Raw genomic sequence first — 23,951 nt, forward strand, 5'->3', positions numbered from 1 at the left:
ACAGATGCGGGTAGCCGAGGTGGTCGGGCGGGTTCTGTACGCACACGGCGCACAGTACGTCTTCGGAGTGGTCGGCAGCGGCAACTTCCACGTCACGAACGCGCTCGTGGCGGCCGGCGCCCGATTCGTCGCGGCGGCCCACGAGGGCGGCGCGGCGAGCATGGCGGACGGGTACGCCCGCACCTCCGGGACGGTGAGCCTGCTCTCGGTGCACCAGGGTCCCGGCGTCACCAACGCGCTGACCGGCCTCACCGAAGCCGCGAAGAGCCGTACGCCGATGGTGGTCCTGGCCCCGGAGGCGACCGCGCCGCGTTCGAACTTCTTCATCGACCTGCCGGCGCTCGCCGCTGCGGTCGGGGCCGACTTCCATCGGGTACGCGCGACACACGCGGCCGAGGACGCGGGCGCGGCGTACCGGGCCGCCGCCCGGGGTGCGACGGTGGTGCTGGGCCTGCCGTTGGAGGTGCAGCTCACCGTGACCGAACCGTGGTCCGGCCCGGTCCCGCCGGTCGCGCCGACCCGGACCACCGACCCGGAGGTTGAGCCGTTGCTGGCCGCGCTCCAGGCCGCACGTCGACCGGTCTTCATCGCGGGTCGGGGCGCCCGGGCGGCCCGGGAACCGTTGACCCGGCTCGCCGACGCGTGCGGCGCGCTGCTCGCGGTCTCGGCCGCGGCGAAGGGCCTGTTCGCCGGCAACCCGTGGAACATCGACGTGGCCGGCGGCTTCGCCACCCCGCTCGCCGCCGAGCTGATCGGCGCGGCGGACCTGGTCGTCGCGTGGGGCAGCACGCTGAACATGTGGACCACTCGGCACGGAGAGCTGATCCCGTCCTCCGCCGTCGTCGTCCAGGTCGACCACGATCGGGCCGCGTTCGGGGTGAACCGGCCGGTCGACCTGACGGTGGCCGGCGAGGTGGCGGTGGTCGCCGAGGCGGTGCTCGGTCGGCTGCGCTCCGGCTCCGCGGGGCCCGTGGACGCCGGGAGCGGCGGCTGGCGTACGCCGGAGCTGGCACAACGGATTCGCGACCACGGCCGGTGGCGGACGGTTCCGTACTCAGACGAGGGTGGATCGGCGCGGGATGGCGCCCCGGCGACGATCGACCCGAGGACGCTCTCTGCCGCCCTGGACGACCTGCTGCCGCCCGACCGGACGGTGGCGGTCGACTCCGGCAACTTCATGGGCTACCCGTCGATGTGGCTCGACGTGCCGGACGTGGCCGGATTCTGTTTCACCCAGGCGTTCCAGTCGATCGGGCTCGGCCTGGCCAGTGCGCTCGGCGCGGCGGTCGCCCGGCCCGACCGGCTCACCGTCGCAGCGCTCGGTGACGGAGGCTTCGTCATGTCCGCGACCGAACTGGTCACCGCAGTCCGGTTGGCGCTACCCCTGCTCGTCGTGATCTACGACGACGCGGCGTACGGCGCCGAGGTGCACCATTTCCGCCCGGACGGGCACCCATTGGAGACGGTGACCTTCCCCGAGACCGACCTGGCCGCGATCGCCCGTGGTTACGGCTGCGACGGGTTGACCGTCCGGACCGTCGACGATCTCGAGCCGGTACGCCGCTGGCTCGCTGGTCCCCGTACCCGGCCGCTGGTGGTCGACGCCAAGGTGAGCGCCGCGCGCGGCTCGTGGTGGCTGGAGGAGGCGTTCCGTGGCCACTGAGCCATCGCCGTGGGTGCGGCGACGCGGAGCAGCGTAACGACGGGGCAGCGATCAGCGGTTGAGGTAGGCGGTCAGGCCACCGAGTTCCTCGCTGGCGATGAACACCGACCGCACGTTGAGGATGGCTTCCTCGACGTGGGCCGGGCAGCCCCACGCCGCGTCGCCCCACGAATCGGCGATCTTGATCTCGGCCGGCGCGGTGCAGCCGGCGGCGCCGCCGAGCTGGCAGTGCTCGGGGTGCGGCGTGGCGGCCTGCGCGGCCGCGGCGGCACGCATCTGGGTGGCGAGTTGCGCAGCGGCGGCGGCGCGCTGCTCAGCCTCGGCGCGCAGCTCCCGCTCCACGCGTAGCACCTTGGCGAGCTCGTCATTGGCTGACTGGGCGCGTGCTTCGGCGGCGAGTTTCGCCTGCTCGATATGGTGGCGTTCGATGGCGAGGGCGGCGGTGCCGGCGAAGAGCCGGGTGAGAGCGAGGTCGGTGTCCTGCGGGACGCGCGGGGTGCGGTGGTACATCGCAAAGGTGCCCAAGAGGCCGCCGTCGCGGGCCAGAATCGGCGTGGACCAGCAGGCGGCCAATCCGGCCTGGCCGGCCAGGTCCCGGAAGTCGTCCCAGAACGGATCGGTGGCGATGTCGGTGACGATGACTGGTTCCCGCCGGTGGGCCGCGGTGCCGCACGAGCCGACACCCTCGCCGGTCGCGATGCCGTCGATGGCCTGGTTGTAGAAGTCGGGCAGGCTCGGCGCGGCGCCGTGACGCAGGTGCCGGGCGTCGGGATCGGCGAGCAGGACGGAGACGAGCACCTCCTGCGGTGCGAGGTTTTCGATACAGCGGGCCATACCGTCGAGCACCTCGGTCAGGGGCGCCTGGCGGGCGATCTGCTCCAGCAGGGCACGGTGTTCGGTCATCAGCCGTTGGGCATGTTTGACCTGTGTGGTCTCCACGCCGATCACGCGGATTCCGATCATGTTGCCGTCGGCGTCTCGGCGCGGTTCGTAGGTGAAGTCGAAGAAGGCCTCCCGAGCGTGTGGGCCGTTGCCCAGCACGACCCGGACGTCACGGCCGGTGTGGGGCTCACCCGTGTGGAAGACCTGGTCCAGCAGGGCGATGAAGCCTTGACCGGCCAGTTCAGGCATCAGTTCGGCGAGCGCGACCCCGACGCGGGCCCGTTCTTCGCCGATGGTGGCGAAGAACGCCGGGTTTGCCGTCTCCACCAGGTGTGCCGGCCCCGCCAGCGACGCGAAGACGGCGATGGACTGCCCGAACAACGCCCGCAGGTCTTCCTCCGCTGCTCGCCCGGCAGCCGGCGGACCCGCAGCAGCAGTAGGCCTTTGGCCCGGTACGGCCGTCATGGTGTGGTGTCGCCTCTCGTCTGCGGATGCGGGGATCGACCGGTCGTGCCGCCGGTGACGGAGGCCGCGGTGCGGTGGGAGTTGGCTGAGGCCGCTGGTGCAGCGTACCCACGTGCCCCGCCGATCACGTCTTACCCACCAACCAGGCACCGCAACCCGTCGCCGAGCTAGGAGCGTGTCTCAGTAACCCCGCCTTCGACCGTCCCTGCCATAGTGGGCGCATGCAGTTGATCAAATATGGCCACGCCTGTGTGCGCCTGGAGGCGGACGACCGGGTGCTGGTGATCGACCCGGGGACGTTCTCGGAGGCCGAAGCGCTCGACGGGGTCGACGAGGTGCTGGTGACGCACGAGCACCCCGACCACCTCGACATCGCCAAGCTCGTGGCGGCGAGTCAGCGCAACTCCGCGTTCCGGGTGTACCTGCCGTCGGCAGCGATCGAGTCGGCCCCCGAGCTGGGCGGCGCAGCTGTCGCCGTCGATGCGGGGCAGCGGTTCACGGCGGCCGGGTTCGCCGTCGACGTCGTGGGCGGGGCACACGCCGAGATCTACGACGGTCTGCCCGGCTGCGCGAACGTCGGGTTCGTCGTCGACGGCACGGTCTACCACCCGGGCGACTCGCTGTTCGTCCCGCCGTCGCCGGTGGCGACGCTGCTTGTGCCCGCTGCCGCACCCTGGCTCAAGCTCCGCGAGGCGTTGGACTTCGTGCGGGCGGTGCGGCCGAAGCAAGCGTTCCCGATCCACGACGCCACGCTCAACGAGCTCGGCCAGGAGTACTTCGACGGCTGGTTGGACTTCAAGGGCGGCACCGAGTACGCGCGCATCCCGGTCGGAGAGTCGGTGACAATCCGCTAAGAGCGTTGCTCAGCAACCGACAATCCGCGCATGTCTCGTGATCATTCGAGAGGGATGATCCGGTTTTGCGTGATCGGGAAGGGTTGTTCGAGGCCGAGCCGGTCGAGCCAGAGCAGCCGCGGGCGCGTGCGGCAGCGGTGGGCAGGAAGTTCTGGGCGCTCGACCGTCCTCGATACCGGACGCGACGCCCCGATCGCCCGCCGAATCTTGGGTCCACACAACCACGAGAGTCAGCGGTGGCTACTTGCTGTCCACGGACAAAGCCACACCGTCACTCAATCAGGTTGTCCGGATTGATGAGGGAGGTGTTCCGAGGCCCCGCCGACACCAGGACCCGCTCGTCCGTAGGGATCGGCACGTGGGGCGGCCCGGCCGGGTCGGGGCTGACGGCGAACCTTCCCAGGGGTACCCATGCCGGGAAGGGCTCACCGGAGCGCTGGTCACCCGGTGCAACCCGGTCGGGCAACTCTCCAAACTGCACCTCGTCGAGGTCGCCGCTAAGGGCGTCTCCGCAACCAAGGTCGCTGCGGCGTCAGCCGGCCAGATCGTCGCCCGCTCTGTGCCTGCGACGAACGTTCGCGCCCTGCAGGATGGCCGCGACGACGGCGGCCACCGCCGAGAGAAGTGTGAGCAGCAACGCTGGTGCCACGACACCTGTGATGTCTTCGCCGGTGCCGCGCGCCAGCACCATGACCGTGGCGATCCCCGCCACCATCAGGCCACCGGTGGCCAGCGCGAGGTACTTGACGATCCTGAAGACGTTGGTTGCGTTCCTGGCCATGGTCAACCTCGCAAGGTCGGTCGCGCGCTCCCGGATGATGCCCGCGAACGTTTCGGCGAAGATCCAGAGGATGAAGGCGCGATGCCCACGGCCCTCGGTTCCGGCTCGTTCGCGCCAGAGATCGGTGAACGTCTGCTCCATGCTGTCGGCAAAGCGTTCACGGTACGGCCCCGGATAAAGACCGAGCAGCCTTCGGTACCAGCGCCGATATCGTGTCTGCCCGTCCATGGTCAGACACCCATCGCCTTGGGTATGAGGGATCGCTCCTGGGCGACCGCGACGACCTGGCGGTATCGCTGCAACTCCGCCGCGAGGGTCTGTTGACCGAGCGCGGTGATGCCGTAGTAGACGCGGCGCTCGTCGTCCAAGTTCGGGTCGATCTTCTTGTCGCTCTCGCGGATCAAGCCCGCTTCGGTCATCCGGCGGATCGAGCCATAGAGCGTTCCTGGCCCCATCCTGACTTTTCCCCGGGAGTCGGACTCGACCTGTTTCATGATCCCGTAGCCATGGCGTTCCTGGGTTGAGAGCACGAGCAGGATGTGCAGCACCGCTGGGGTGAGGGGCCCACCGGTTCTGGTGCTCGTCATGAATCGAAACTATATCCGCAACGGATATACGTCAAGCTGTTGCGAGGCATACCTCTGCGGCGGCGTCAATCGTCGAACCCTTCCGCAGCGGCCTTGCCGGTATCTGCCGGTCCCGATGGATCGATATCTCTGGCGCAGAGGCGCCGCGCGCTCTCGCGGAAGGCCGTGCCAGCATCGCCGATGCTCATCAGGTCCGCCTGTACCTGCTGTCCGGCGGTGTGGCCGAGACTGAGGATGGCTGCCACCAACCAATCCGCAGGCGTATCCCGGTGGAACTCGCCTGACCGCTGCCCCCGACGGATGAGCGAGTCGAGTCGCTGGGTGATCGGCAGATGCCGTTCGTGCTCTTCCTGCGGGTTCGCACTGGCCATCACGGGACTGAGCAGGATCGGGTACCGGTGGAGAAGCGTCCAACTGGCATCCGCCCATCGGCTCAGGGTGTCTGCTGCGGGACCGGTTTCGAGCTCCACCGCATCGATCGCCGCCACCACCTCGGCGGTGATTCGATCGACGATGGCGTTGAGCAACGCGTCGCGCGACGCGAAGTGAGCGTAGACGGTCTGACGGGCGACACCTGCCTCAGCTGCGATTTCTTCCATGGTCGCCTCGGGTCGCCTGCCTAGCAGGTTGATGGCGGCGTCGAGGGTTGCAACGATGCTTCGCTCGGCGTCGGCACGCCGACGTCGCGTTCGTGGCTTGGATAACTCAGACACAGTTGTCAAGGCTACTTGGTTGGCTTAGATTGGACATCGTCGTCAGAGTTAATTGACCTGCGATGGGAGCGGTGCGAGATGTCCAGTGAAGAGAGTCTCCCCGGCCGCAATCTCGGCGCGTACCTCATGGGGTATCCCGTGGAGGTCGCCTTCGGGGAGGACGATGCCGCCGCGGTTTTCGATCGCTACCACACGCCCGACTTCGTGCTCTACAACGACGGGATACCACTCGACCGGGAGAAGCTCCTCGCGCATGTGCGGCCTGCTCGCCGGAGGGCCGCCAGCGTGCATACCGAACTTCATGAGACCTTGGTGTCTGGTGACCGCGTGGCGGCCAAATACGTCCTGACCGCGGTTATGGTCAAGGGCGCCGTCATCACCACCGAGATCTACATGTTCGGCCAGCTGGCCCGAGATGGGCGACTACAACGGGTCGACCAGCTGACGCGCCTGGTTCCGGCGCCCGTGGTGGCCGCAGACCCGACCGTGCTGCCGCCGCAATGACCTCGGCCGACCCCCGCGACATCGCGCGTCGGCTCTACACGGCCATGGCCGACGGCGACGCGGGGACCATCGCCGAACTGCTCCATCCCGCAGTAACCCTGTCCGTGCCAGGCACCAATCCGGTTGCCGGCCGGTACGAAGGCACGGCCAGCCTCGCCCGGTTCCTAGCCGCCAGCGCCGCGGTCGTCCCAGGCGGCGTGCGGACCCAGGTCATCGAGGTCCTGGGCGGCGGTCGGCACGCCGCGGTCTACGGCATCTCCCGTGCTACCCGACCCGGACAGCCACCACTTGAGAACCACACCCTTCACCTCATCACCGTCGACAAAGGGTCGATCATCTCTATCGACATTTATAACCGGGACCAGTCATCGGTCGACGCGTTTTGGTCCTGAGACGGCTGGATACCACCAATATCAGGCGTTCGTATCCGAGTTGCCGCCCTCGCCGGTACAACTCGAACGCGGATAGTGCCGGCTTCCCGACATAGGTGTGGAGCCCCACTGTCGTGCCGTCGGCGGGCCTGAAAAAGGGCCTGGCTGCGGTAGCACCAGTAGATCGTCTCGGTCCTGACCGCATCCGCGTCCCGCACGTGACGACAGTCCGTCCGAGGACGAGGGCTCGACTGGGTCCTGGCCGATAAGGCGTACACATCGATGCGAACCCGGCTTACCCGCCACGGCGGCGATTCCGGCCTTCGCCTCGGATGTGCCTGCGGAGACAGGCCGCCATGGCACAAACGCGATCCCTGCCCGCTCGCGAGCCGCAAGAACGGGCTCACCGGCCAGGCGCGATGACCGCAGACGAGCCTGCATCGATCAAGGTGTTGCCCCTGGATCTCCACCTGCGCCCGCACACGCCGATTCCTTTCGAGTACGCCGGCGGTCGGTATTGACATGACTGCGATAAGAGAGATGTACGCCCGCTGGGCCGCGGGGGACATGGGTGAGGCCGACCAGTGGGGAGACGTCACAGCCGAGCCACGCGGCTTGGACTACGCGGAGGTGTCGGCGGGCGGTGTGCCGGCGATGTGGCTCAGCCCGCACGGCGTCGGCCCTGACCGGGTGATCGTCGCGCTGCACGGCGGCGGCTTCGTGAGCGGGTCGCTCTACAGCCACCGCAAGATGTACGGGCACCTCGCGAAGGCGGCCGGTGTGCGGGTGCTGCTCGCCACCTATCGGCGGGCCCCCGAGTTCCGCTTCCCGGCCCAGATCGAGGACGCGGTCACGGTGTACCGGTGGGCCGCGGCGCGTACCCAGACGGTGGCGCTGGCGGGCGACTCGTCCGGCGGCGGTCTTGCCGTGCAGGTCGCCCTCCGCGAGCCCGGCGCGGCGGCGCTGCTGTTGCTGTCGCCATGGATCGACATGGACCCGGCGCAGGCCGCCACCTCGTACGAGGAGAATGCCGCAACCGACCTTTTCTTCACTCGGCCGATGGTGCAGGGTCTCATTGCGCAGTACCTGCCCGAGGGAGAAAGTGGGCTTGCGCCGGAGGTCAACGCCTTCCACGCCGACCTGTCCGCGCTGCCTCCGATCTATGTGCAGTGCGGCAGCGAGGAGAGCGGCCGGGGTGACAGCGAGCGCCTCGCGAAGCTGACCGGCGCCCGGCTTGACGTCTTCGACGGGCAGTTGCACACGTTCCAGATGGCGGCCGGGCGCGCATCGGTGGCCGATGAGGCGATTGGGAGGTTGGCCGCATGGGTGCGCCCGCAGCTGGGGCTCTGACGGAAGCCTTCGAGGGGGAACGTCGGGGGTTGTTCGCCCACGCGTACCGGATGCTTGGCGCCTATCACGAGGCCGAGGACGTCGTGCAGGACACGTACGTGCGGGCCCTGCGCGGGTGGGGGACGTTTGAACGGCGTTCGTCGGTACGGACCTGGCTCTACCGGATCGCCACGAACGTCTGCCTGAACGTGATCGAGGGCCGCGGGCGGCGCGCGCTCTCGTCCGGTCTCGGTCCGGACGACCTGGGTCCATGGCTTGAGCCGCTCCCGACGGATCCGGCCGATCTGGTGACCGCGCGGGAGAGTGTGCGGCTCGCCTTCGTGGTCGGGTTGCAACACCTCGCTCCCCGGCAGCGCGCCGTCCTGCTCTTGCGGGAGGTGCTGGCCTTCTCGGCGGCCGAGACCGGCGAGGCGCTGGGCATGTCCGTGCCGGCCGTGAAGAGCGCCCTGCAGCGGGCCAGGGCCCGGCTCGCCGAGGCGGCTCCCGCCCGCGACGATGTGCTGGACGCCTCCTCGCCCCGGGCCCGGGAGTTGCTTGGCAGGTACATGGCCGCGTGGGAGGCGTCCGACGCGGACGCCTTTCGCGAAATACTGCGCGCGGACGCGTCCATCGATCCGGTCGGCTCGCCGGCCTCGTACGACGGTCGTGAGGCGTGCCTGGCCTTCGCGACGCCTGCGATGCGCACCGCCGGGGATTGGCGGATGGTGGCGACCGAGGCAAACGGCCAGCCCGCCGCAGTGGCGTGGTTCCGCGGCGAGCCCTTCGGCGTGGCGGTGCTGACGGTCGCCGAGGACGGGATCCTCGCGATCACGCTTTTCCAGAACCCGCAGGTGGCGGAATCGTTCGCACCAGCGCCCGCTCCGCCGTGCTGCGAGGGTTCGGTGAGGTCGGCCGTAGGATCTGGGAGTGGCCGACTTGAATGACGCCGATCATCGGAGTCCGGCATCCGTGGCCAGTTGGGCGAGGTTCTCCGTCAGCCACTGTCAGTACGAAGTGTCTGCCGTGCCGGGCGCGTCCGGCATGGGGATCTACACCCTCGGCGACGGTCTGCTGCACGTCGTTGGGCCGCATCAGTTCACCGGCTTCTGCGGCATACACACCGGTTGGATCGAGGCGCGCGTCCGTGTCCTGCCCGGGCCTCCCGCGGGAGTCGACGTCGGCTGGGACGCGATCAGTGAGGCGACCCTCTTCAGTCCCAGCGGCCGGCTGTCGGTCGTCGGCCTGATGGGCGGCATCGCGGAGGCCCTCACCGACGTCGCCGTCCCGCGCGGGTTGATCCGGGTGCGGGTGCACGCGCGCGACCGCCTGCACGAGACCGTACGCACCGACGACGACCCGCCCGAGCGGCACGAGCTGCACATCTGGGCGGTGTCCGAGGAGACGCCATGGCGCACCGTGCTGGCCGACCCGGGGGACCGCGACTGGGAGCAGAAACCGGCGAAGGCCGCCGAGCAGGCGATGCTGTCACTGGTACCGCGTCCGTCCGGCCGTCCGGCCCTGCTGCCTCCTCTGCCACCTGACCCGTACGAGGACGACACCGGCCTGTCCCGGGTGGCGGTGGTCCGCCACCGGCCCGCGCCGGTCGAGGTCCCGGCGGGAGTGCTGCCCGCCGGCGACCTGGAGGTCCGGCTCAGGCGGGTCGACGACGAGACTCTGCTGTGGTCGTGGTCCACCGCCGACGAACCGATCTTCCCTCATCCGCTGACCACGCAGCCGGACAACGAGCCGAGTACCGTACGGCTGACGTCCGGCCCCGACGGCTTCACTTTGCGGCACGAGGGGGTGTTGGGCCGGCACGCCTTCGCCCTCGGCCTGATCTGGGACCATCTGCTCGACGCCGCCGGGTCGTATCCGTGGGTGGAGACGTTGCGTGGGCAGGCCGCCGAAGCGACCGCGCTGGCCGACAGGTACCGCCGCCTGCAGGCCGAGCGCGACGCCGAGCGGTGGGGAGGTGCTCCACCGTCGGATCGTGTCCGCGGACTCGCCGGCCAGGCGCAGTCCCTGGCCCGCATCGACCGCCGGCTGCTCGACCGCGTCGACGCGCTGCCTGCCGCCCGCCAGCGGGAGGCAGCCTGCTGGGCGGCCCGCCGCGCGATGCGGGTGGCCGGGCTGGAGCAGATCGGGTGGATCGCCGACGCGCTCGCCGCCGCCGAGGCCGACCGTCCACTGCCCTCGTCCTTCACCGACCAGAGCGGCACCGCCGCGTTTCACCGGCTCCTGTCCGATCCCGAGGTGCCCCACACCACCGTCACGCTGCACTTCGGCTCGACAGCATTCGGCACACGCCACGTCAGCGAGGCGCTCCAGCAGGCCGCCGCGTTCCCCGCACTGATCGCCCTGGCGAATGACGATCCGTTGGCCGCTGCGATCGACGCCGTCTACAACGCGGCAATTGCCCACGGTGACGAGCGTGACCGCTTCCTCACGGACGCCCACATCGCCTTGCGTTAAGCCTGGTTCGGCATACCGGCGGGCCCTTCGAGATAGCCGACGTCGTTCGAGCCGGACCAGACGTGGACCCGGTAGCCCCAGTGCCGCAAGACCTGGGCGATCTTCGTGGCACCGGCCGGGTTGGCAGAGTGGACGTTGATGACGCCGATGTCGAACGGGCGATCCTCGAAGGCGGCCCGCTCCAAGACCTCCACGATCGGCCAGACCGTGTCGTCCGCACCCAGGTCGTGGTCCAGCCACAACTCGTCCAGCCGCCGACCTCGATAGCTGTCGAGGAGGTGGACCCCGGCCGCACTCGTGCGGGCCACCTCCGCGCTGCGACCATCGACGAAGGAGCGGAGGTCGTCAACCAGAACGACGCTCGTCTCGGTGGTTTCCACCAGAAGATGATGCCTGGAGTCGCCGTGGGCCGGCATCCGTATTGCCGGCGCGCTGGCGTGCCCGGCTGCCGTCACTGTCCGTACTTTGGCTCGGGCACTTCGTCGGTGGTGTCCGGGCTGGCGTTGAGGCCGGCGACGATCTGAGCCGGCAGCGGGTAGGCATGTTCGACAGGCAGGTGAGCTGCTGCCGCCTGTTCGTCGCCGTCGCGCAGAAGGTCCCGCAGCCGGTGAACGGTGGGGGTGATGTCCGTGATGGCCACCATCCAGTCATCGACGTACCGGTCGACAGCCTCGCCGGACAACCCGACCTGCAGCGACCGATGCGGCAGCGCCTTCAGATGCAGTGATCGTTCCGGATCCCACTGCACTCGTACGGGGCTGGTCTTCAGTTGCCGCGACCAGGTCGCCTTGTCACCGTGCAGGTCTCGGTCGTAGTGACTCAGGCAGGCCCGCGCCAGCGCCCACTCAAATCCCTCCCGCGTGATGTCGATGGACAGCACGCGCTCCTGCCCTGGCTTGGTGGCCCAGCCGCAGCGGTACATCATCCACAGGAAAGACGGCTTGATCCACGTCATCCGCTCTCGCTTGAAGGGGGCCACGAAACGGCCGGCCGCCACCGCCGGCAGCGCGATCTCCGGCGGATACGCCTGGTACACGGTGATGGCGTCGGCCGAGTAGCGGGCGCGGATCTGACGGGCGGGAACGGACACGGCCCGATCCTCACAGATCGGGACCAGCCTGCTCCACCGAGATTCCGCAGCCACGGCAGTCGGTGTGGGCCGTGACCGCGATCGCCGGGTTGGGCGAACCGACTGACCAGTGAGTGAGTAGAACCCCGGCCCGCAGAGCGGCCTGCGTACCGCGCTGCTGACCGCCGCGGGCACCCTCCCGCTGACGGTGATCCCGAGTGTCGGTCGCAGATGGCAGAATCCCGCTCACTGCCCCGCGGGAGGAGATCAACATGGGCTGGCTGGCAGCCGGTACCGACTACGAGGTGAGCCTGGAACGCGGAAAGGTGATCGCGCGTAACCGCCGGGGCAAGCTGCTCAAAAGCCTCCCGAAGGCGTTGCGTGACACCGACGTGGTAGTCGGCTTGCGGCAGCTCTCGGAGTGGTTGAAGCGGCACGAGGTTTCCTGCCGGCAGGAGGTCGAGCAGTGGATGGTGCGGTCGCTGCCGGTGCCGACCACGGTGCTCTGCGAGGTGTGGGCAGACGAGGCATGGCGTACGTCGCTGCGTGATCTGGTCGTGGTGCCGATCGACGGCGCGGGGCGATGGGACACCGACCACGCGGGGCTGCTGCGTGACGCGGACCCGGAGAAGGGTCTGGGTGTGGTGGATCTGGACGGCGAGAGTGGCCGGATCACCGCCGTGCAGGTTGTTCTCCCGCACCCGGTTCGCCTGCCTGATCTGGCAGACCTACGGGAGTTCGCGGCGGACCTGGGGGTGCGGCAGGAGACGCTGCAGTTGTTCCGGGAGGTGTGGGCGCTGCCAGAGTCACACGACGAACGGCGGCGCGAACTGCCCCGTTACGCCGGGGGCCGCTACAAGGAGTTGCGCCACGTGCAGGCGCGGGCGACGTCGGCGGGCTACCGCGTGCAGGGTGGCGCCGCGTCGGTGCGGGTGTGGGAGGACGGCGTTCCGATGGTCGCGTCGGTGTGGATCGGCGAGGGCGATCCGCTGTACGAAACCGAGACCGGTCCGCTCTATTTCACCGACCCGGAGGGGGAGGCGGTGGCATTGGCGGCGGTGGGGCCAGTGGCGTGGTCGGAAGGAATGCGGATGGCGGCGAATCTCTACGCCGGACGGGTTGTCGACGAGGACGGTGAGCGGGCGTGAGTGAGGCGCTGTTGGAGGCGGGGGCGATCCTGCCTGGCGGTGAGGCGCAGACCGGACGTGATGTGGTGACTGCGCGTCGTTACACCCATCCGGCGCTCACGGGTCGCACCGTCGTCCGTCTGGCCGGGGCGACCCTGGGCGAGGCCGAGGATCTGTCGATGGAGTTCCTCGGTTTCGGCCGTACCGCCGAACCGACGCCGGTGGGCACCGCCCGGCGGCAGTCGCTCGGGTTCCCAGCCTGGGCGTTGATCAATGATCCGGCGAATGGTCGACACGCACTGGCGATGGTCAAGGACATGGCGCGGCTCGCCCGAACCGCCGCCTCCAAGCCGGGCAACGCGCGCGACGGTTACCAGGAACTTGCCGCCCGGCTGGGTGCGGCGGCACCGCATTTCCTGCCGACGTTCTGGGAGGAGGCCGGACGGGCGTTCCGCGCCGCCGACAACCCACGGATGGCTGGCGGCTGCTTCGCCGACGCCCGGCGCGCCGAGCAGGTGCACGGGCTGCCAGTGGACGAGGAACGGCTGCGGGAGGTGCATCTGGAGTTCGCCTTCGCGGGTGCGCTGACGGCGAAGATGCTGACCGAGTACTCCCGCGCGGTCGCGACGCGGCGCCCGGCGCCCGAGGCGTACGAGCTGGTGCGGACCCTGGCCATTCGTCGCGTCGCCGGCGGGCTGCCGCCGTACGCCGGGATGGCGGAGGATCTCCGACGGCTGGCGAAGGCGGCCGGCGTGGACGTCGACGAGCAGGCCGAGGCGGTGATCCGGCAGTTGCTGGCGTTCCCCGCGATGACCCGATCGAGCGAGGCGGTGTGGAAGGCGTACCGTAAACCCCTGCTGCGGCTGGCCAAGCATGACCCGGCGGTGCGCCTTCGGTTGGTGGAGATCTTCCCCGAGCCGCCCGGTTGGTCCACGGACGTCACCGACTTCTGGTTGGAACTGTTGGACGCGGCCGGCACGCTCGATCTGCTGCGTGACGAGGCGGCGACGGTGTCCGCGGCGCGGTGGCTGGAGCGGCTGATGGCGCTGCGGGAACGGCGCGGCCGGCGTCGTTGTGAGCGGCTCATCCGCGTCGTTGCGGACCTGGCACCGCGGTTGCGGGCGGAGGGCCGGCCGGTGACGTTGTGGAGCGACTTCGCTCACCGGGCCGACCTGGACGTTCTCGACGTGTGCCTGGCTGGCGGGGTACCGGTGGCGATCGACAGCGACAGCGGTTCGTTCAACGTGTCTCCCTGGGTGCACGACGTCGGCCCCGGCCGGCGGGACCTCCGCGCCGTGGCCGCCGAACCCAGATGTCGGGTGCTGCTGGCGCGGGGGGCCGCCGAGGCCCTGTCGCAGCTGCACAACAGGCAGGGGTCGGGGCCACTGCCGGCGCAGATGGTCGCTGAGACGCTGGGAATGGCCGGCCTACGGGAGGTGCTGTCCGAGCTGCTCGTCGAACGGGCTGCCCGGGTGCCGGACGGCACCCTGATCGGCTTGGACGAGGCGCTGTCCCAGCTCGCGGCCGTGTGGTCGCCCGCCGGTGTGGCGTTGGCACCGGGCGCGTTCACCGCCCTGGCGGGGGTCGACGTGCCTGCGGTACTCGCCCGGTCATTGCGGGCCGGCCTGGTCGCGGAGCTGTCCTGGCCCGCGTACGAGCAGGTGGCCGAGGACAAGCTCGGCCGACGCTTCGGCGACGGTTGGCCGCAGCTGGTGGTGCACGACAACCGGACGGCACACGTCGTCGACGTCGACGCCCCGACCACTGAACACATCTTCCGGTATCCGCCCTCGGACAGCCCGCACGCACGCAACTCCTACGGCGACACCACCTGCCGCCTGGTCAATGGGCAACTCCTGGTCACCTGGTACGGCACCAGCGGCCGGCTCGTCGGTTACTGGTCGGCCGACCCGGACGTGCTGATCGAGCCGGACCAGCCGACGGACCACGCCCTGTGGGGCCGCCGGTCGCTGCCGTTGCCGTTGCCCGACGGTGCGATGACCATCGGCAGTCGGCCCTGGCACGCCGGGGACACCCGCAGTCCGGCCGCGACGTATCCGGTCGCTGGGGACGGCGTCTCGTTCTGGCGGTGCGAACAGCCCACCGACCCGACGGCCGTGGAGCGGCGCTGGCGGGAGTACGACCCGGCGACGGGCGAGGGCGGCCGACACAGCCTGCCCGCGTTCTTCGCCGCCGACCTGCCCCCGGGTGCGACCCTCGTCGCTGACCTGTGCGAGCTGCGGCCGGCGCCGGCGCAGTTCGCCTCGTCGCCGCTGGGTTGGCGCGACGGTCTGATCGGGTGGCGGGTGACCCGCCTGCCGGACGGCACGCAGGTGGGGGAGGGGGTTGACGGGCGGCGAGTGTCCTGGCATTCGAGCGCGGTCCAAGCCAGCCGCAACCCGTTCCACGGCGACGCGCTGGTTGCCGGCCTCCGGCTACCGGGCAGCGACGTCGTGTTACCGGTGACCGGGCGGCCCCATCACCGGGCCGAGTTGGAGCTGACCGTCTGGAGTGCCGACGGCCGAGACCCGGTGGACCGGTGCCGACCATCCCGGTACCTTCCGCCGCTGGCCTGGTGGCACGCACTGGCCCCACGCGATGTGCCGGGCTCGGCCCGATTGCGGCGGCTCGACGCCGCCGACGCGGCCCGGTTGATGGCAATCGACGACACCGTCACCAAGTCCACCGAGATCAACGCGGTGGCGCTGGCCATCGTCACCGAGGTCCTGACGGAGGTGACCGATTCGGTGCTCCGTACCGTCGTGGCGGAGAAGGTGGTGCACGCGGTACGGCTGCGCCGGCGGATGGAAGGGGTGCCGCAGCTGTTGACGACCGACCCGGTCGACGAGACCGGGGTCGAAGCCGTCGCCGACGATGTGCTGCGCACCGCCTGGTCCGGGCTGTTGCCGGCGCAACGGTTCACCTACTACAGCGGCAGCGCCCAGACGCGGCAGGAGATCCTTCGGCAGGTCACCGCGGTCGCCGACCTCCTCACGGCCGGGACGGTCGAGGACGTACCGCAGGCCACCCCGACGTGGGTGGACGCACTCGGCGGACTCGGCGCCCTGGCCGTCCGCGCCGCCGCACCGGTCACCAATGACCAGGAGCGCCCAGCGCTGGCCCAGTTACTGTCCACCCTGGCCGGTACCGTTCTGACCGACCCGGCACAGACGGTGCGGGTGCTCACCGCGACCTGGGACGAGGCGCCCCCGGAAAGCCACCGGGTCATTCAGCGCGACGGCGCCCAGGTCACGGTGCTGCTGCCAGAACGCGGCCCCACCTGGTATGCGGGGCGAGACAAGCAGTGGCGGCGCACGGCCGTGCAGGTGTCCCCGAACGGACAGTTCACCCCGCCGCACGGTGCCACGGTCGAGGCGGAGACCGTCGCTGCCGGCTGGCGGGGCGCTGATCGCATCAGGGCATTCTGCCGGTTGCTCACCGAGCAGGGCCCGGCCCCGTGGCGCGCGGAATGCGTCGACGACCTGGTGCGGCGCACCGGCATGACGCGCGCCGAGGCCGCCCTGCTGCTGGCTGGTCTCCCCGGCATCGACGACTGGCAGGCGAACTTCCTCACCGCCGACCAGCGGCGCATCCTCGGAGTGAACAGCACCCAGGCGCGCACCGCCCGCGACGCGTTGAAGTCCCTGTCGTACACGCAACGGATCGCGCTGGTGGACGCGGCGATGCCGCAGGACCCGGCCGAGCTGTGGCGCAAAGGCCCGGACGTCGACCGCCTCGCAGCGGCCTGGCTGGCACTGCGCGGGGCCCGCGTGGTCATCGGCGAGCAACTGCTCGCCGACGCCACCCGCATCCTGCCCTCGACCCGAGCCGCCGACATCCTGCAGACGATCGCCAACCCGGCACCCGGAAGCTGGCTGACCACCGACGGGGAAAGCCAGCCCGGCGACTGGGGCCGACTGGAGACCACCACCACTGAGGGAACCCCGTTCGACGGCAACCACCTGTACGGGTGCACGGTGGCGCTGCTGTGGCTGGCCTACCAGCTGCCGTGGGGCGAACCAATGCGCGACGCTCTGCCTCGGGCGTTGGAGCTGCTGCGGCAGCGGCTGCGCAACCCGCGACTGCTGATCGGCGCCGGGCGACACGAGGTGGACGAGCCACCCCAGGTGGGATCAGCGCTGGTGGCCGGGCACACCTTCCGGGACATGGTCGCGCACCACCTGGCCCCGGCCCGCCTCAGCGGACCGCAGGACCCAGCGATCAGCTTCATCTCCGGCCCGGTCGCGGACACGCTGCGGCTGGTGCTCGCACCGGACATCGCCGCCGCGCTGTCCACCCCGGACGGGGCCTGCGGCGAACACCGCGACCCCCGGGTCAGCGCGCCCGACCTGGTCGACACCGTCGCGGCTCACACTGGCCTCGATCGGGATTCGGCCGGCTACTACCTGCAGCTGCTCGCCCTGCCGAACCCCACCGATGTCAACGTGCGGACCTGGAACGCGTGGAAGCCCGCCGCCCTCAAGCACGCCCAGGCGGCTCTGCTCGACTCCGGACTGGTGGTGGCAGGCAAACGGGAACGGGCCGGCCGGGGCGTCTTCCTGCCCGGCGGCTGGCTTGCGGCGAAGAACCCCACCCCGCCCATGGAGAGCTGGAAGCAGCCGCTGTACCTGTTCCTCAACGGGTTGGCTCTGGTCACCCGCCCGACGCCGGAGCTGTTCCGCGCGGCCTGGGATCGCGTTACCGCCGGTGACAAACCTCGCTACCTCGACCTGCAGGAGAAGGCGTGAACGCCCGACAGATCGACCCGCCGGAGCACCTGTACGCCGACGAACTGGCGTTCCTGGCTGCCGCCGACAGTGGTCCCCGCCCGCCCGGCTGGAAGCTGACCCCCCAGGCGGTGGTCACGTTCATCGCCGGCTCCGCCGGCCGTCCCGTGCCGGGCCCCGACGGCCGTCAGGTCAGCATCGCGCCGAAGTTCGTGGGGGAACGGGCCCTGGTCGAGCGGTGTGTCGTGACCCTGGCCGGAGAACGGGGCCTGCTGCTCGTCGGCGAACCGGGCACCGCCAAGTCGATGCTGTCCGAGCTGCTCGCCGCCGCCGTCTGCGGCACGAGTGCCCTGGCTGTGCAGGGTACGGCCGGTACCACCGAGGAACAGCTGCGCTACGGCTGGAACTACGCCCTCCTGCTGGCCAAGGGGCCGTCCCGGGAGGCGCTGGTGCCCTCGCCGGTGCTCACCGCGATGACCACCGGCGCCGTCGCCCGGGTCGAGGAGATCACCCGCTGCCTGCCCGAGGTGCAGGACGCGCTGGTGTCGATCCTGTCCGACCGTCGGTTGGTCCTGCCCGAACTCCCCGACGACTCCGTCGCCTACGCCGCTCCTGGCTTCTGCGTCATCGCCACGGCCAACCTGCGGGACCGAGGCGTGTCCGAGATGTCGGCGGCGTTGAAACGCCGGTTCAACTTCGAGGTGGTGCCTCCGATCGCCGACTTCGACGCCGAGGTCGCCCTCGTCACCCGGCAGGCCCGGGCCGCCGTGCAACGGGTCGGCGCCGCGTACGCGGTGGACGAGGCGGTGCTGGAGACCCTGGTGACCGCCTTCCGCGATCTGCGCACCGGCAGCACCGTCGAGGGCTGGGAGGTGGAACGCCCGTCCTCGGTCATGAGCACCGCCGAGGCGGTCGCCGTCGCGGCGTCGATCGGCCTGTCCACCGCTTATCTGCCCGGCCCGGACCCGTTGTCGCTGCTCCCCGGGCATCTGGTGGGTGTCGTACGTAAGGACGACCCGGCCGACCACGCGCGGCTGCTGGCGTACTGGGACGGCGCCCTGCGCCGCCGCGCCGAGGCCGGCGGCCGGATGTGGCGGCAGCTGTGGGAACAGCGCGATGTCCTGCGTGACTGACAGCGCACCTGACGACCCGCGCGCCGCCGTCGCACGTCTCAGCGACACCGGCCGCGTCACCCTGATCGGAGTGCGGCATCACTCGCCGGTGCTCGCCGCGGCGATCCCGGCCCTGCTGGACGCGGCCGCCCCGGACGCGGTGCTGGTCGAGTTGCCCGCCGACATGCAGCCGTGGTTGACCTGGTTGGCGCACCCCGACACCCAGGCGCCGGTCGCCCTCGCCGCCGCCAGCGCTGACGAGGGCGGACCGCTCGCCTTCTACCCGTTCGCCGACTTCTCCCCGGAGCTGGCCGCGCTGCGGTGGGCGCAACGGCGAGGCGTGCCGGCCCACTGCTGCGATCTTCCGCTGAGCGACCCGGCGTGGCAGGAACGCCCGGCGTCCGTCGGACCGCGGGTGAGCGGGTACGCCGACAGCGTGCGGGCCGCCCTGACCGGTCGGACCGGTGACGACCTGTGGGACCGCTGGGTCGAGGCGGCGGCTCCCGGCTCACCGCCCGAAGCGGTACGCCGGTCGGCGCTGGCGGTCGGCTGGGCGCTTCGCAACGATGCCGCCGGCCACATCGACGTCCTCGATGAGCGGCGGGAGGCGTGGATGCGACAGCGCATCGCGGAAACCACCGGCCGCCTCGCCGTCGTCGTCGGCGCCTTCCACACTCCCGCTCTGATCCCACCGGGACACCCAGGGCCCACCACGCCGGCGACACCCGATGCCGAGGCGCCACGGCGAGCCCCGGTCATCTCCCTGGTGCCGTACTCGTTCGAGCTGCTCGACGCGCGATCCGGCTATCCCGCCGGGATCCGCGACCCTCGCTGGCAGCAGGCTGTCCACGATGCTCACGCCGATCCGACCGCGCTGGCCGCCCACCTGCGCGGTTTCGCCGTCCAGATCACCCGGCACCTGCGGGACCAGGGACACCCCACCGGACCGGCGGAGGCCGCCGAGATCACCCGGCTCGCCCATGATCTGGCGCGACTGCGGAACCTGCCCGCCGCCGGACGCGGTGAACTCGTCGAAGCGTTGCAGACCGTCCTTGCCCAGGGTGAGCCGGCCGGCCGGGGCCGAGCGGTCGCCGCCGCGATGCAGCACACCCTGATCGGACAGCACCGCGGTCACCCCTGCCCGGACACACCCGTCTGCGGGCTGACTCCCGCGACCACGGCTCTGCTACAGCAGTTGCGCCTGCCCGGCCCTGGTGACCCGCCCCGCACCGTTCGGCTTGATCCACTGCGTAGCCCACTCGACCGGCGACGAGAGGCCACCCTGCAGCGACTGCTCGCCTGCCAGGTGCCCTACGCCGAGCCCGCCGAGGCCACCACAGCCGAAACCCTCACCACCCGCTGGCGGCTGCACTGGCAGCCCGGCACCGACGCCGGGCTCGCCGCCGCCAGCCCACATGGCGTGACCCTCACCCAAGCCGCCGCCGGCATGCTGAATACCCGGCGCCGCCGAGAGGTGACAGGAGGCGGCCCCACCGCGGCACAAGCTGTCGCCGGGCTCGCCCGTGCCGCCGCCTGCGGCCTACCCGACGCCGTCGAGGTCCGCCTCGCCGATCTGCACACCGCCGTGACCGGCACCGCCACCCTCGCCGAACTCGCCACCGCCAGCCAACTGCTCCAGCGGCTGCAACGTGGGCACATCCCCGCGACCCCGTCGCCACCGGCCGGCCTCGACGAGCACCTGACACACCTGCACGCCGCGGCAGTCCGCGCCATCGACGGGCTCGCTGGATCCACCGACCCCGGGGACGCCCGCGCGCTGCTCGACCTTGTCCGGCACGCTGACGACAGCGGTCACCTGCTGCGCCTCAGCCACGCCGTCAGCCGCCTCGCCCGCGACGGATCACCGCTGATGCGGGGAGCGGCCCACGCCGTCCAGGTGCTGCTCGGCAGCACCGCCCCCCACGCGTTCGGCGCGGTCCTGGCGTCCTGGACCGAGATGCCGGCCGCCGAATGCACCGACCGACTCCGCGGAGCGCTCAGCCTCGCTGGCGCCCTGCTCGAGGCCGGTGGGGACACGCTGGCCCCGCTGCTGCAGACCATCGACGGCTGGGACGACGACCACTTCATCCGGCGGCTGCCGGCGCTGCGCGGCGGCTTCGACGTGTTGAGCCCCGCCGATCGGGACCGTCTTCTGGACACCGTCCGTCAGCGCATCGGTGACGTCGATGCGACGGTGAGGGTCGCACCGAGTCTGCTCGCCGACTGGCTCGCCGTCGACCAGTCGGGACAGCAGGCACTGGCCACCCTTGGATTGCCGACGGGCAGAGACAACCACACCGCCGAGAAGTCGGCTCCACCACCGTCCCCGGCAGAACCCGGCCCGGCTCACCGACCGCACACGCTGCCCGCCGCGCAGCGCTGGCGGCTGCTGCTCGGCCGCCGCCCCGACGACCTGCCGCCGCACGCCCGCCGACTCGCCACGGCACTCGACGAGCTGTACGGCAGCGGCAGGGGAGAAGGTTCCCACACCGCCACCGGACCTGGCGGCGGGCGACAGCCCGCATACCCGCAGGTGCGTGATTGGGCCGACGACCTCGAAGCGCTGTTCGGCGCCGCGGTACGCGACGAGGTGCTCGCCCGCGCCGCCGAACGCGGACGTGTCGACGCCCTGCTCACCATCGCACCCGACGACGTCCGACCCTCGGTGGAACTGCTGCACACCGTCCTGGCGCTGGCCGGCGGGCTTCCCGAGGCGCGGCTCAACCGACTGCGCCCACTCGTCGCCAGGCTCGTCACCGAGTTGACCGCGCAGTTGGCCCGACAGATCCGACCGGCACTGGCTGGGCTCGCCACACCACGACGTACCCGCCGACCCGCCGGGCGCCTCGACCTCGGCGCCACCGTGCACGCCAACCTGCACACCGCACACATCGACCACCACGGCGCAGCGCAGATCCGCCCCGAACGGTTCGTCTTCCGCAGCCGCGGTCGACGCAGCGTCGACTGGCAGATCATCCTTCTCGTCGACGTGTCCGGGTCGATGGAACCGTCCACGATCTGGGCGGCGCTGACCGCGTCCGTCCTCGCCGGCGTGACGAGCCTACGAACCCACTTCGTCACCTTCTCCACCGAAGTTGTCGACCTCACCGACCGGGTCGCCGACCCGCTCAGCCTGCTGTTGGAGATCAGCGTCGGCGGCGGCACCCACATTGCCGCTGCCCTGCGCTACGCCCGGCAACTCGTCACCACCCCCAGCCGCAGCCTCGTCGTGCTCGTCAGCGACTTCGAAGAGGGACACCCGATCGGCGGACTACTGGCCGCCGTCCGGGCACTCGCCGACGACGGGGTCACCCTGCTCGGCTGCGCCAGCCTCGACGACCGGGGTCAACCCCGCTACAGCACGGGCGTCGCCGGGCAACTCGTGGCCGCCGGGATGCCCGTCGCCGCGCTGAGCCCCACCGAACTGGCCCGCTGGATCGGAGACCAGGTCCGATGAGCCTGCCCGCCGTCGCACCACACGTCGTCGCCGACGCCGTCGCCGCCCTTCCCAACAGGTTGCTGTCCAAGCTCGACCAGGCCCTCGAGAAGCAGCCGGCCTGGTCCGTCACGACCTCCGCCGGCGGTGCGACGGTCACCATCGACGACCAGGTCACCGTCACCCTCACCACACCTGTCGACGCCGCCGAACGAGCCACCTGCGACTGCCTGCTCGCACCACGCTGCCTGCACCGGGCCGCCGTGCTCAGCGCCGCGCCTGTCCTCGCCACCCACCCGCACCAGGCGGCCGCAGCCGGACCGGACCCGGGCACCGCCCAGACCAGTGTGACGACCCAAGCCGACCTGCCCGACGCCGCCGCCGGCTCGCCCACCACCGCCGAGCAACACGCCACCGCAACACAGGTACGCGATGTCGCCGCGGCGATCCTCGAACACGGGGTGGCGGGCGCTGGCGCGGTGCTCCAGGCGGACCTGCTCCGGGCCATCCACCAGGCCCGCGCCATCGGGCTGCCCCGACTGGCGACAGCCGCGACCAGAGTGGTGGAACTACTCCGCGCGGCCCGCCAGAACGTCCCCGGATTCCGGCTCGCCGACCTCACCGAGGACCTGCGTGAAGTGCTGACCGTCTGTCACCTCCTGACCAACGGCATCGGTGACCAGCAAGCCGCTCGGGGCGCGAGCCGACGCGGCTACAGCCCGGTCGGGGATCTGCTCCTGTACGGGCTGTGTGCCGAGCCGCTGCGCACCACCACAGGCCACGTCGGCGCGGTCAGCTACCTCACCGATGGCAACGCGACCATCTGGAGCCTGGCACAGGCACGTCCCGGCGATGGCGACGCAGCCCGCAACGCCGCACATGGAAGCGTTGACCTCGGTGACACGACGATCAGCCACCGGGAACTGGGCCGGGCCGGGATTCTCGCCGTCAACGCGCATGCCTCAGCTGACCGGCGGCTCAGCCACGGCAGAGCAGTGCAGGCCGTACGTACCTCAGGCCGCTCGTGGCACGAGGAACCGGCCGCGGCCCACTGGCGGCAGCCGATCCCCGAACAGGCCGCCCGCTGGCTGAAGACCCTCGACCTCGTCCCACACGAGCGCCCCGCCGGTCACGACCTCGCCTTCCTCGACGGTGTCCTCACCGCCGACCAGCGAGGTCTGCTCCTGAGAGCGGCGCAACTGCCGGAGCCCGTCATCGTCCTCGCTCCGCACGATGATCCGGTGCTCCCGTACGTCGCGAACCTGCGCCTGCTCGCCGCCCACGCCACCGGCATGCCGGTACGGATGATTGGACGCTTCCACGGACCCCGCCGGGTCCACGGGCTTGCCGTTGCCGCGCCGTGGCTGCCGGACCGCTTCGGCGGACACGTCGACCTTGGCATCGACCACCTGCAGCGCGCCGACCTACCCGACGCCGTGACCGTGGAGCCTTCCGGCACCGACCAACCGCAGCCGCCACTGCATCTCCTCGCCCACCACCTGCAACGAGTTGTCGCCGCTGGCCGCGCCGCCCTGGTGCCGGACGTCGACCGGGACGCGCAGGCGCTCCTGGACGCTCAGCTGCCGACAGCCGCGTCCGTGCTGTGCGAACTACGGCGGGCGGGCCACCGACGCAGCCGCGACGCGTTCGGCCGTTTGAACCAGCAGGACTCCACCGCCCTGGCGGTGGCCTGGCTGACCGCTGCGACTTATCACCACGCTGCGACGACAGCCGCAACCGCAGGATCATGGCAATTCAACGGCGGCCGTGAGGGGATTCGGCAGCAACCGCCCGAACCAAGGCGCTCACCCTCCACGAGCAACTCCATGATGATGGGCGTCCACGGAGCGGAATAGGCT

The 23,951-nt window shown here is 70.8% G+C and carries 18 protein-coding genes; 12 read left to right on the forward strand and 6 right to left on the reverse strand.

The genetic code is table 11. The features are described from left to right. Positions 1-4 precede the first annotated feature (4 nt). Complete coding sequence (locus JOD64_RS28110; RefSeq protein WP_204945007.1) at positions 5-1,663, forward strand: thiamine pyrophosphate-binding protein; 1,659 nt, start codon at positions 5-7, stop codon at positions 1,661-1,663. Positions 1,664-1,714: 51 nt separating this feature from the next. Here JOD64_RS28110 and JOD64_RS28115 read toward each other — a convergent pair whose 3' ends face one another. Next, positions 1,715-3,010, reverse strand: coding sequence for a GAF domain-containing protein (locus JOD64_RS28115; protein ID WP_204945008.1), 1,296 nt, complete (start codon positions 3,008-3,010; stop codon positions 1,715-1,717). Positions 3,011-3,231: 221 nt separating this feature from the next. Here JOD64_RS28115 and JOD64_RS28120 point away from each other — a divergent pair, with 221 nt between their 5' ends. Next, positions 3,232-3,864: an MBL fold metallo-hydrolase gene (locus tag JOD64_RS28120; protein ID WP_204945009.1), complete on the forward strand. Its 633-nt coding sequence runs from the start codon at positions 3,232-3,234 to the stop codon at positions 3,862-3,864. 532 nt (positions 3,865-4,396) lie between these two features. Here JOD64_RS28120 and JOD64_RS28125 read toward each other — a convergent pair. The 3 genes from JOD64_RS28125 to JOD64_RS28135 form a co-directional block, all read right to left on the reverse strand. Continuing rightward, a complete protein-coding gene (locus JOD64_RS28125; RefSeq protein ID WP_204945010.1) occupies positions 4,397-4,873 on the reverse strand; it encodes a hypothetical protein in 477 nt (158 codons plus the stop codon). Positions 4,874-4,875: 2 nt separating this feature from the next. Further along, positions 4,876-5,232, reverse strand: coding sequence for a PadR family transcriptional regulator (locus JOD64_RS28130; RefSeq protein WP_204945011.1), 357 nt, complete (start codon positions 5,230-5,232; stop codon positions 4,876-4,878). A 65-nt stretch (positions 5,233-5,297) separates the two neighbouring features. After that, the gene (locus JOD64_RS28135) at positions 5,298-5,945 is read right to left on the reverse strand and encodes a TetR/AcrR family transcriptional regulator (protein ID WP_204945012.1); all 648 of its coding nucleotides are present in this window, start codon (positions 5,943-5,945) and stop codon (positions 5,298-5,300) included. Between the two features lie 78 nt (positions 5,946-6,023). Here JOD64_RS28135 and JOD64_RS28140 point away from each other — a divergent pair, with 78 nt between their 5' ends. The 5 genes from JOD64_RS28140 (at position 6,024) to JOD64_RS28160 (ending at position 10,621) form a co-directional block, all read left to right on the forward strand. Then, positions 6,024-6,449: a nuclear transport factor 2 family protein gene (locus JOD64_RS28140; RefSeq protein ID WP_204945013.1), complete on the forward strand. Its 426-nt coding sequence runs from the start codon at positions 6,024-6,026 to the stop codon at positions 6,447-6,449. Beyond that, complete coding sequence (locus JOD64_RS28145) at positions 6,446-6,841, forward strand: nuclear transport factor 2 family protein (protein WP_204945014.1); 396 nt, start codon at positions 6,446-6,448, stop codon at positions 6,839-6,841. Before JOD64_RS28140 ends, JOD64_RS28145 begins: the two co-directional genes overlap by 4 nt. Positions 6,842-7,342: 501 nt before the next feature. Then, positions 7,343-8,170 carry an alpha/beta hydrolase fold domain-containing protein gene (locus tag JOD64_RS28150; protein WP_204945015.1) on the forward strand — a complete coding sequence of 276 codons (828 nt, stop codon included), beginning with the start codon at positions 7,343-7,345 and terminating at the stop codon, positions 8,168-8,170. Further along, the gene (locus JOD64_RS28155; protein ID WP_204945016.1) at positions 8,143-9,093 is read left to right on the forward strand and encodes an RNA polymerase subunit sigma-70; all 951 of its coding nucleotides are present in this window, start codon (positions 8,143-8,145) and stop codon (positions 9,091-9,093) included. Before JOD64_RS28150 ends, JOD64_RS28155 begins: the two co-directional genes overlap by 28 nt. Positions 9,094-9,163: 70 nt before the next feature. Further along, a complete protein-coding gene (locus JOD64_RS28160; protein ID WP_204945017.1) occupies positions 9,164-10,621 on the forward strand; it encodes a hypothetical protein in 1,458 nt (485 codons plus the stop codon). Here JOD64_RS28160 and JOD64_RS28165 read toward each other — a convergent pair. Beyond that, entirely contained in the window at positions 10,618-11,001 is a 384-nt protein-coding gene (locus JOD64_RS28165; RefSeq protein WP_372434205.1) for a cyclic-phosphate processing receiver domain-containing protein, read from the reverse strand. The two genes, JOD64_RS28160 and JOD64_RS28165, sit on opposite strands and share 4 nt — an antisense overlap. 71 nt (positions 11,002-11,072) lie before the next feature. Next, complete coding sequence (locus JOD64_RS28170; RefSeq protein WP_204945018.1) at positions 11,073-11,711, reverse strand: DUF4291 domain-containing protein; 639 nt, start codon at positions 11,709-11,711, stop codon at positions 11,073-11,075. Positions 11,712-11,962: 251 nt separating this feature from the next. On the opposite strand from JOD64_RS28170, the gene JOD64_RS28175 reads away from it, so the two are divergent. Genes JOD64_RS28175 through JOD64_RS28195 form a run of 5 tightly spaced genes read left to right on the forward strand, consistent with a single transcriptional unit; the run spans position 11,963 to position 23,948 of the window. Next, positions 11,963-12,838 carry a DUF4132 domain-containing protein gene (locus JOD64_RS28175; protein ID WP_204945019.1) on the forward strand — a complete coding sequence of 292 codons (876 nt, stop codon included), beginning with the start codon at positions 11,963-11,965 and terminating at the stop codon, positions 12,836-12,838. Then, positions 12,835-17,565, forward strand: a complete 4,731-nt coding sequence (locus tag JOD64_RS28180) for a hypothetical protein (protein WP_204945020.1) — start codon at positions 12,835-12,837, stop codon at positions 17,563-17,565. The genes JOD64_RS28175 and JOD64_RS28180 overlap by 4 nt, the downstream gene beginning before the upstream one ends. Next, complete coding sequence (locus JOD64_RS28185) at positions 17,562-18,677, forward strand: ATP-binding protein (RefSeq protein ID WP_204945021.1); 1,116 nt, start codon at positions 17,562-17,564, stop codon at positions 18,675-18,677. Before JOD64_RS28180 ends, JOD64_RS28185 begins: the two co-directional genes overlap by 4 nt. After that, complete coding sequence (locus JOD64_RS28190; RefSeq protein ID WP_307813737.1) at positions 18,670-22,113, forward strand: DUF5682 family protein; 3,444 nt, start codon at positions 18,670-18,672, stop codon at positions 22,111-22,113. The genes JOD64_RS28185 and JOD64_RS28190 overlap by 8 nt, the downstream gene beginning before the upstream one ends. Then, on the forward strand, positions 22,110-23,948 hold the full coding sequence (locus JOD64_RS28195) for an SWIM zinc finger family protein (RefSeq protein WP_204945023.1): 1,839 nt from the start codon (positions 22,110-22,112) through the stop codon (positions 23,946-23,948). Before JOD64_RS28190 ends, JOD64_RS28195 begins: the two co-directional genes overlap by 4 nt. The last annotated feature ends 3 nt before the right edge of the window (positions 23,949-23,951 follow it).

It is taken from the genome of Micromonospora luteifusca (assembly GCF_016907275.1).
In the GTDB taxonomy this organism is placed as follows: domain Bacteria; phylum Actinomycetota; class Actinomycetes; order Mycobacteriales; family Micromonosporaceae; genus Micromonospora; species Micromonospora luteifusca.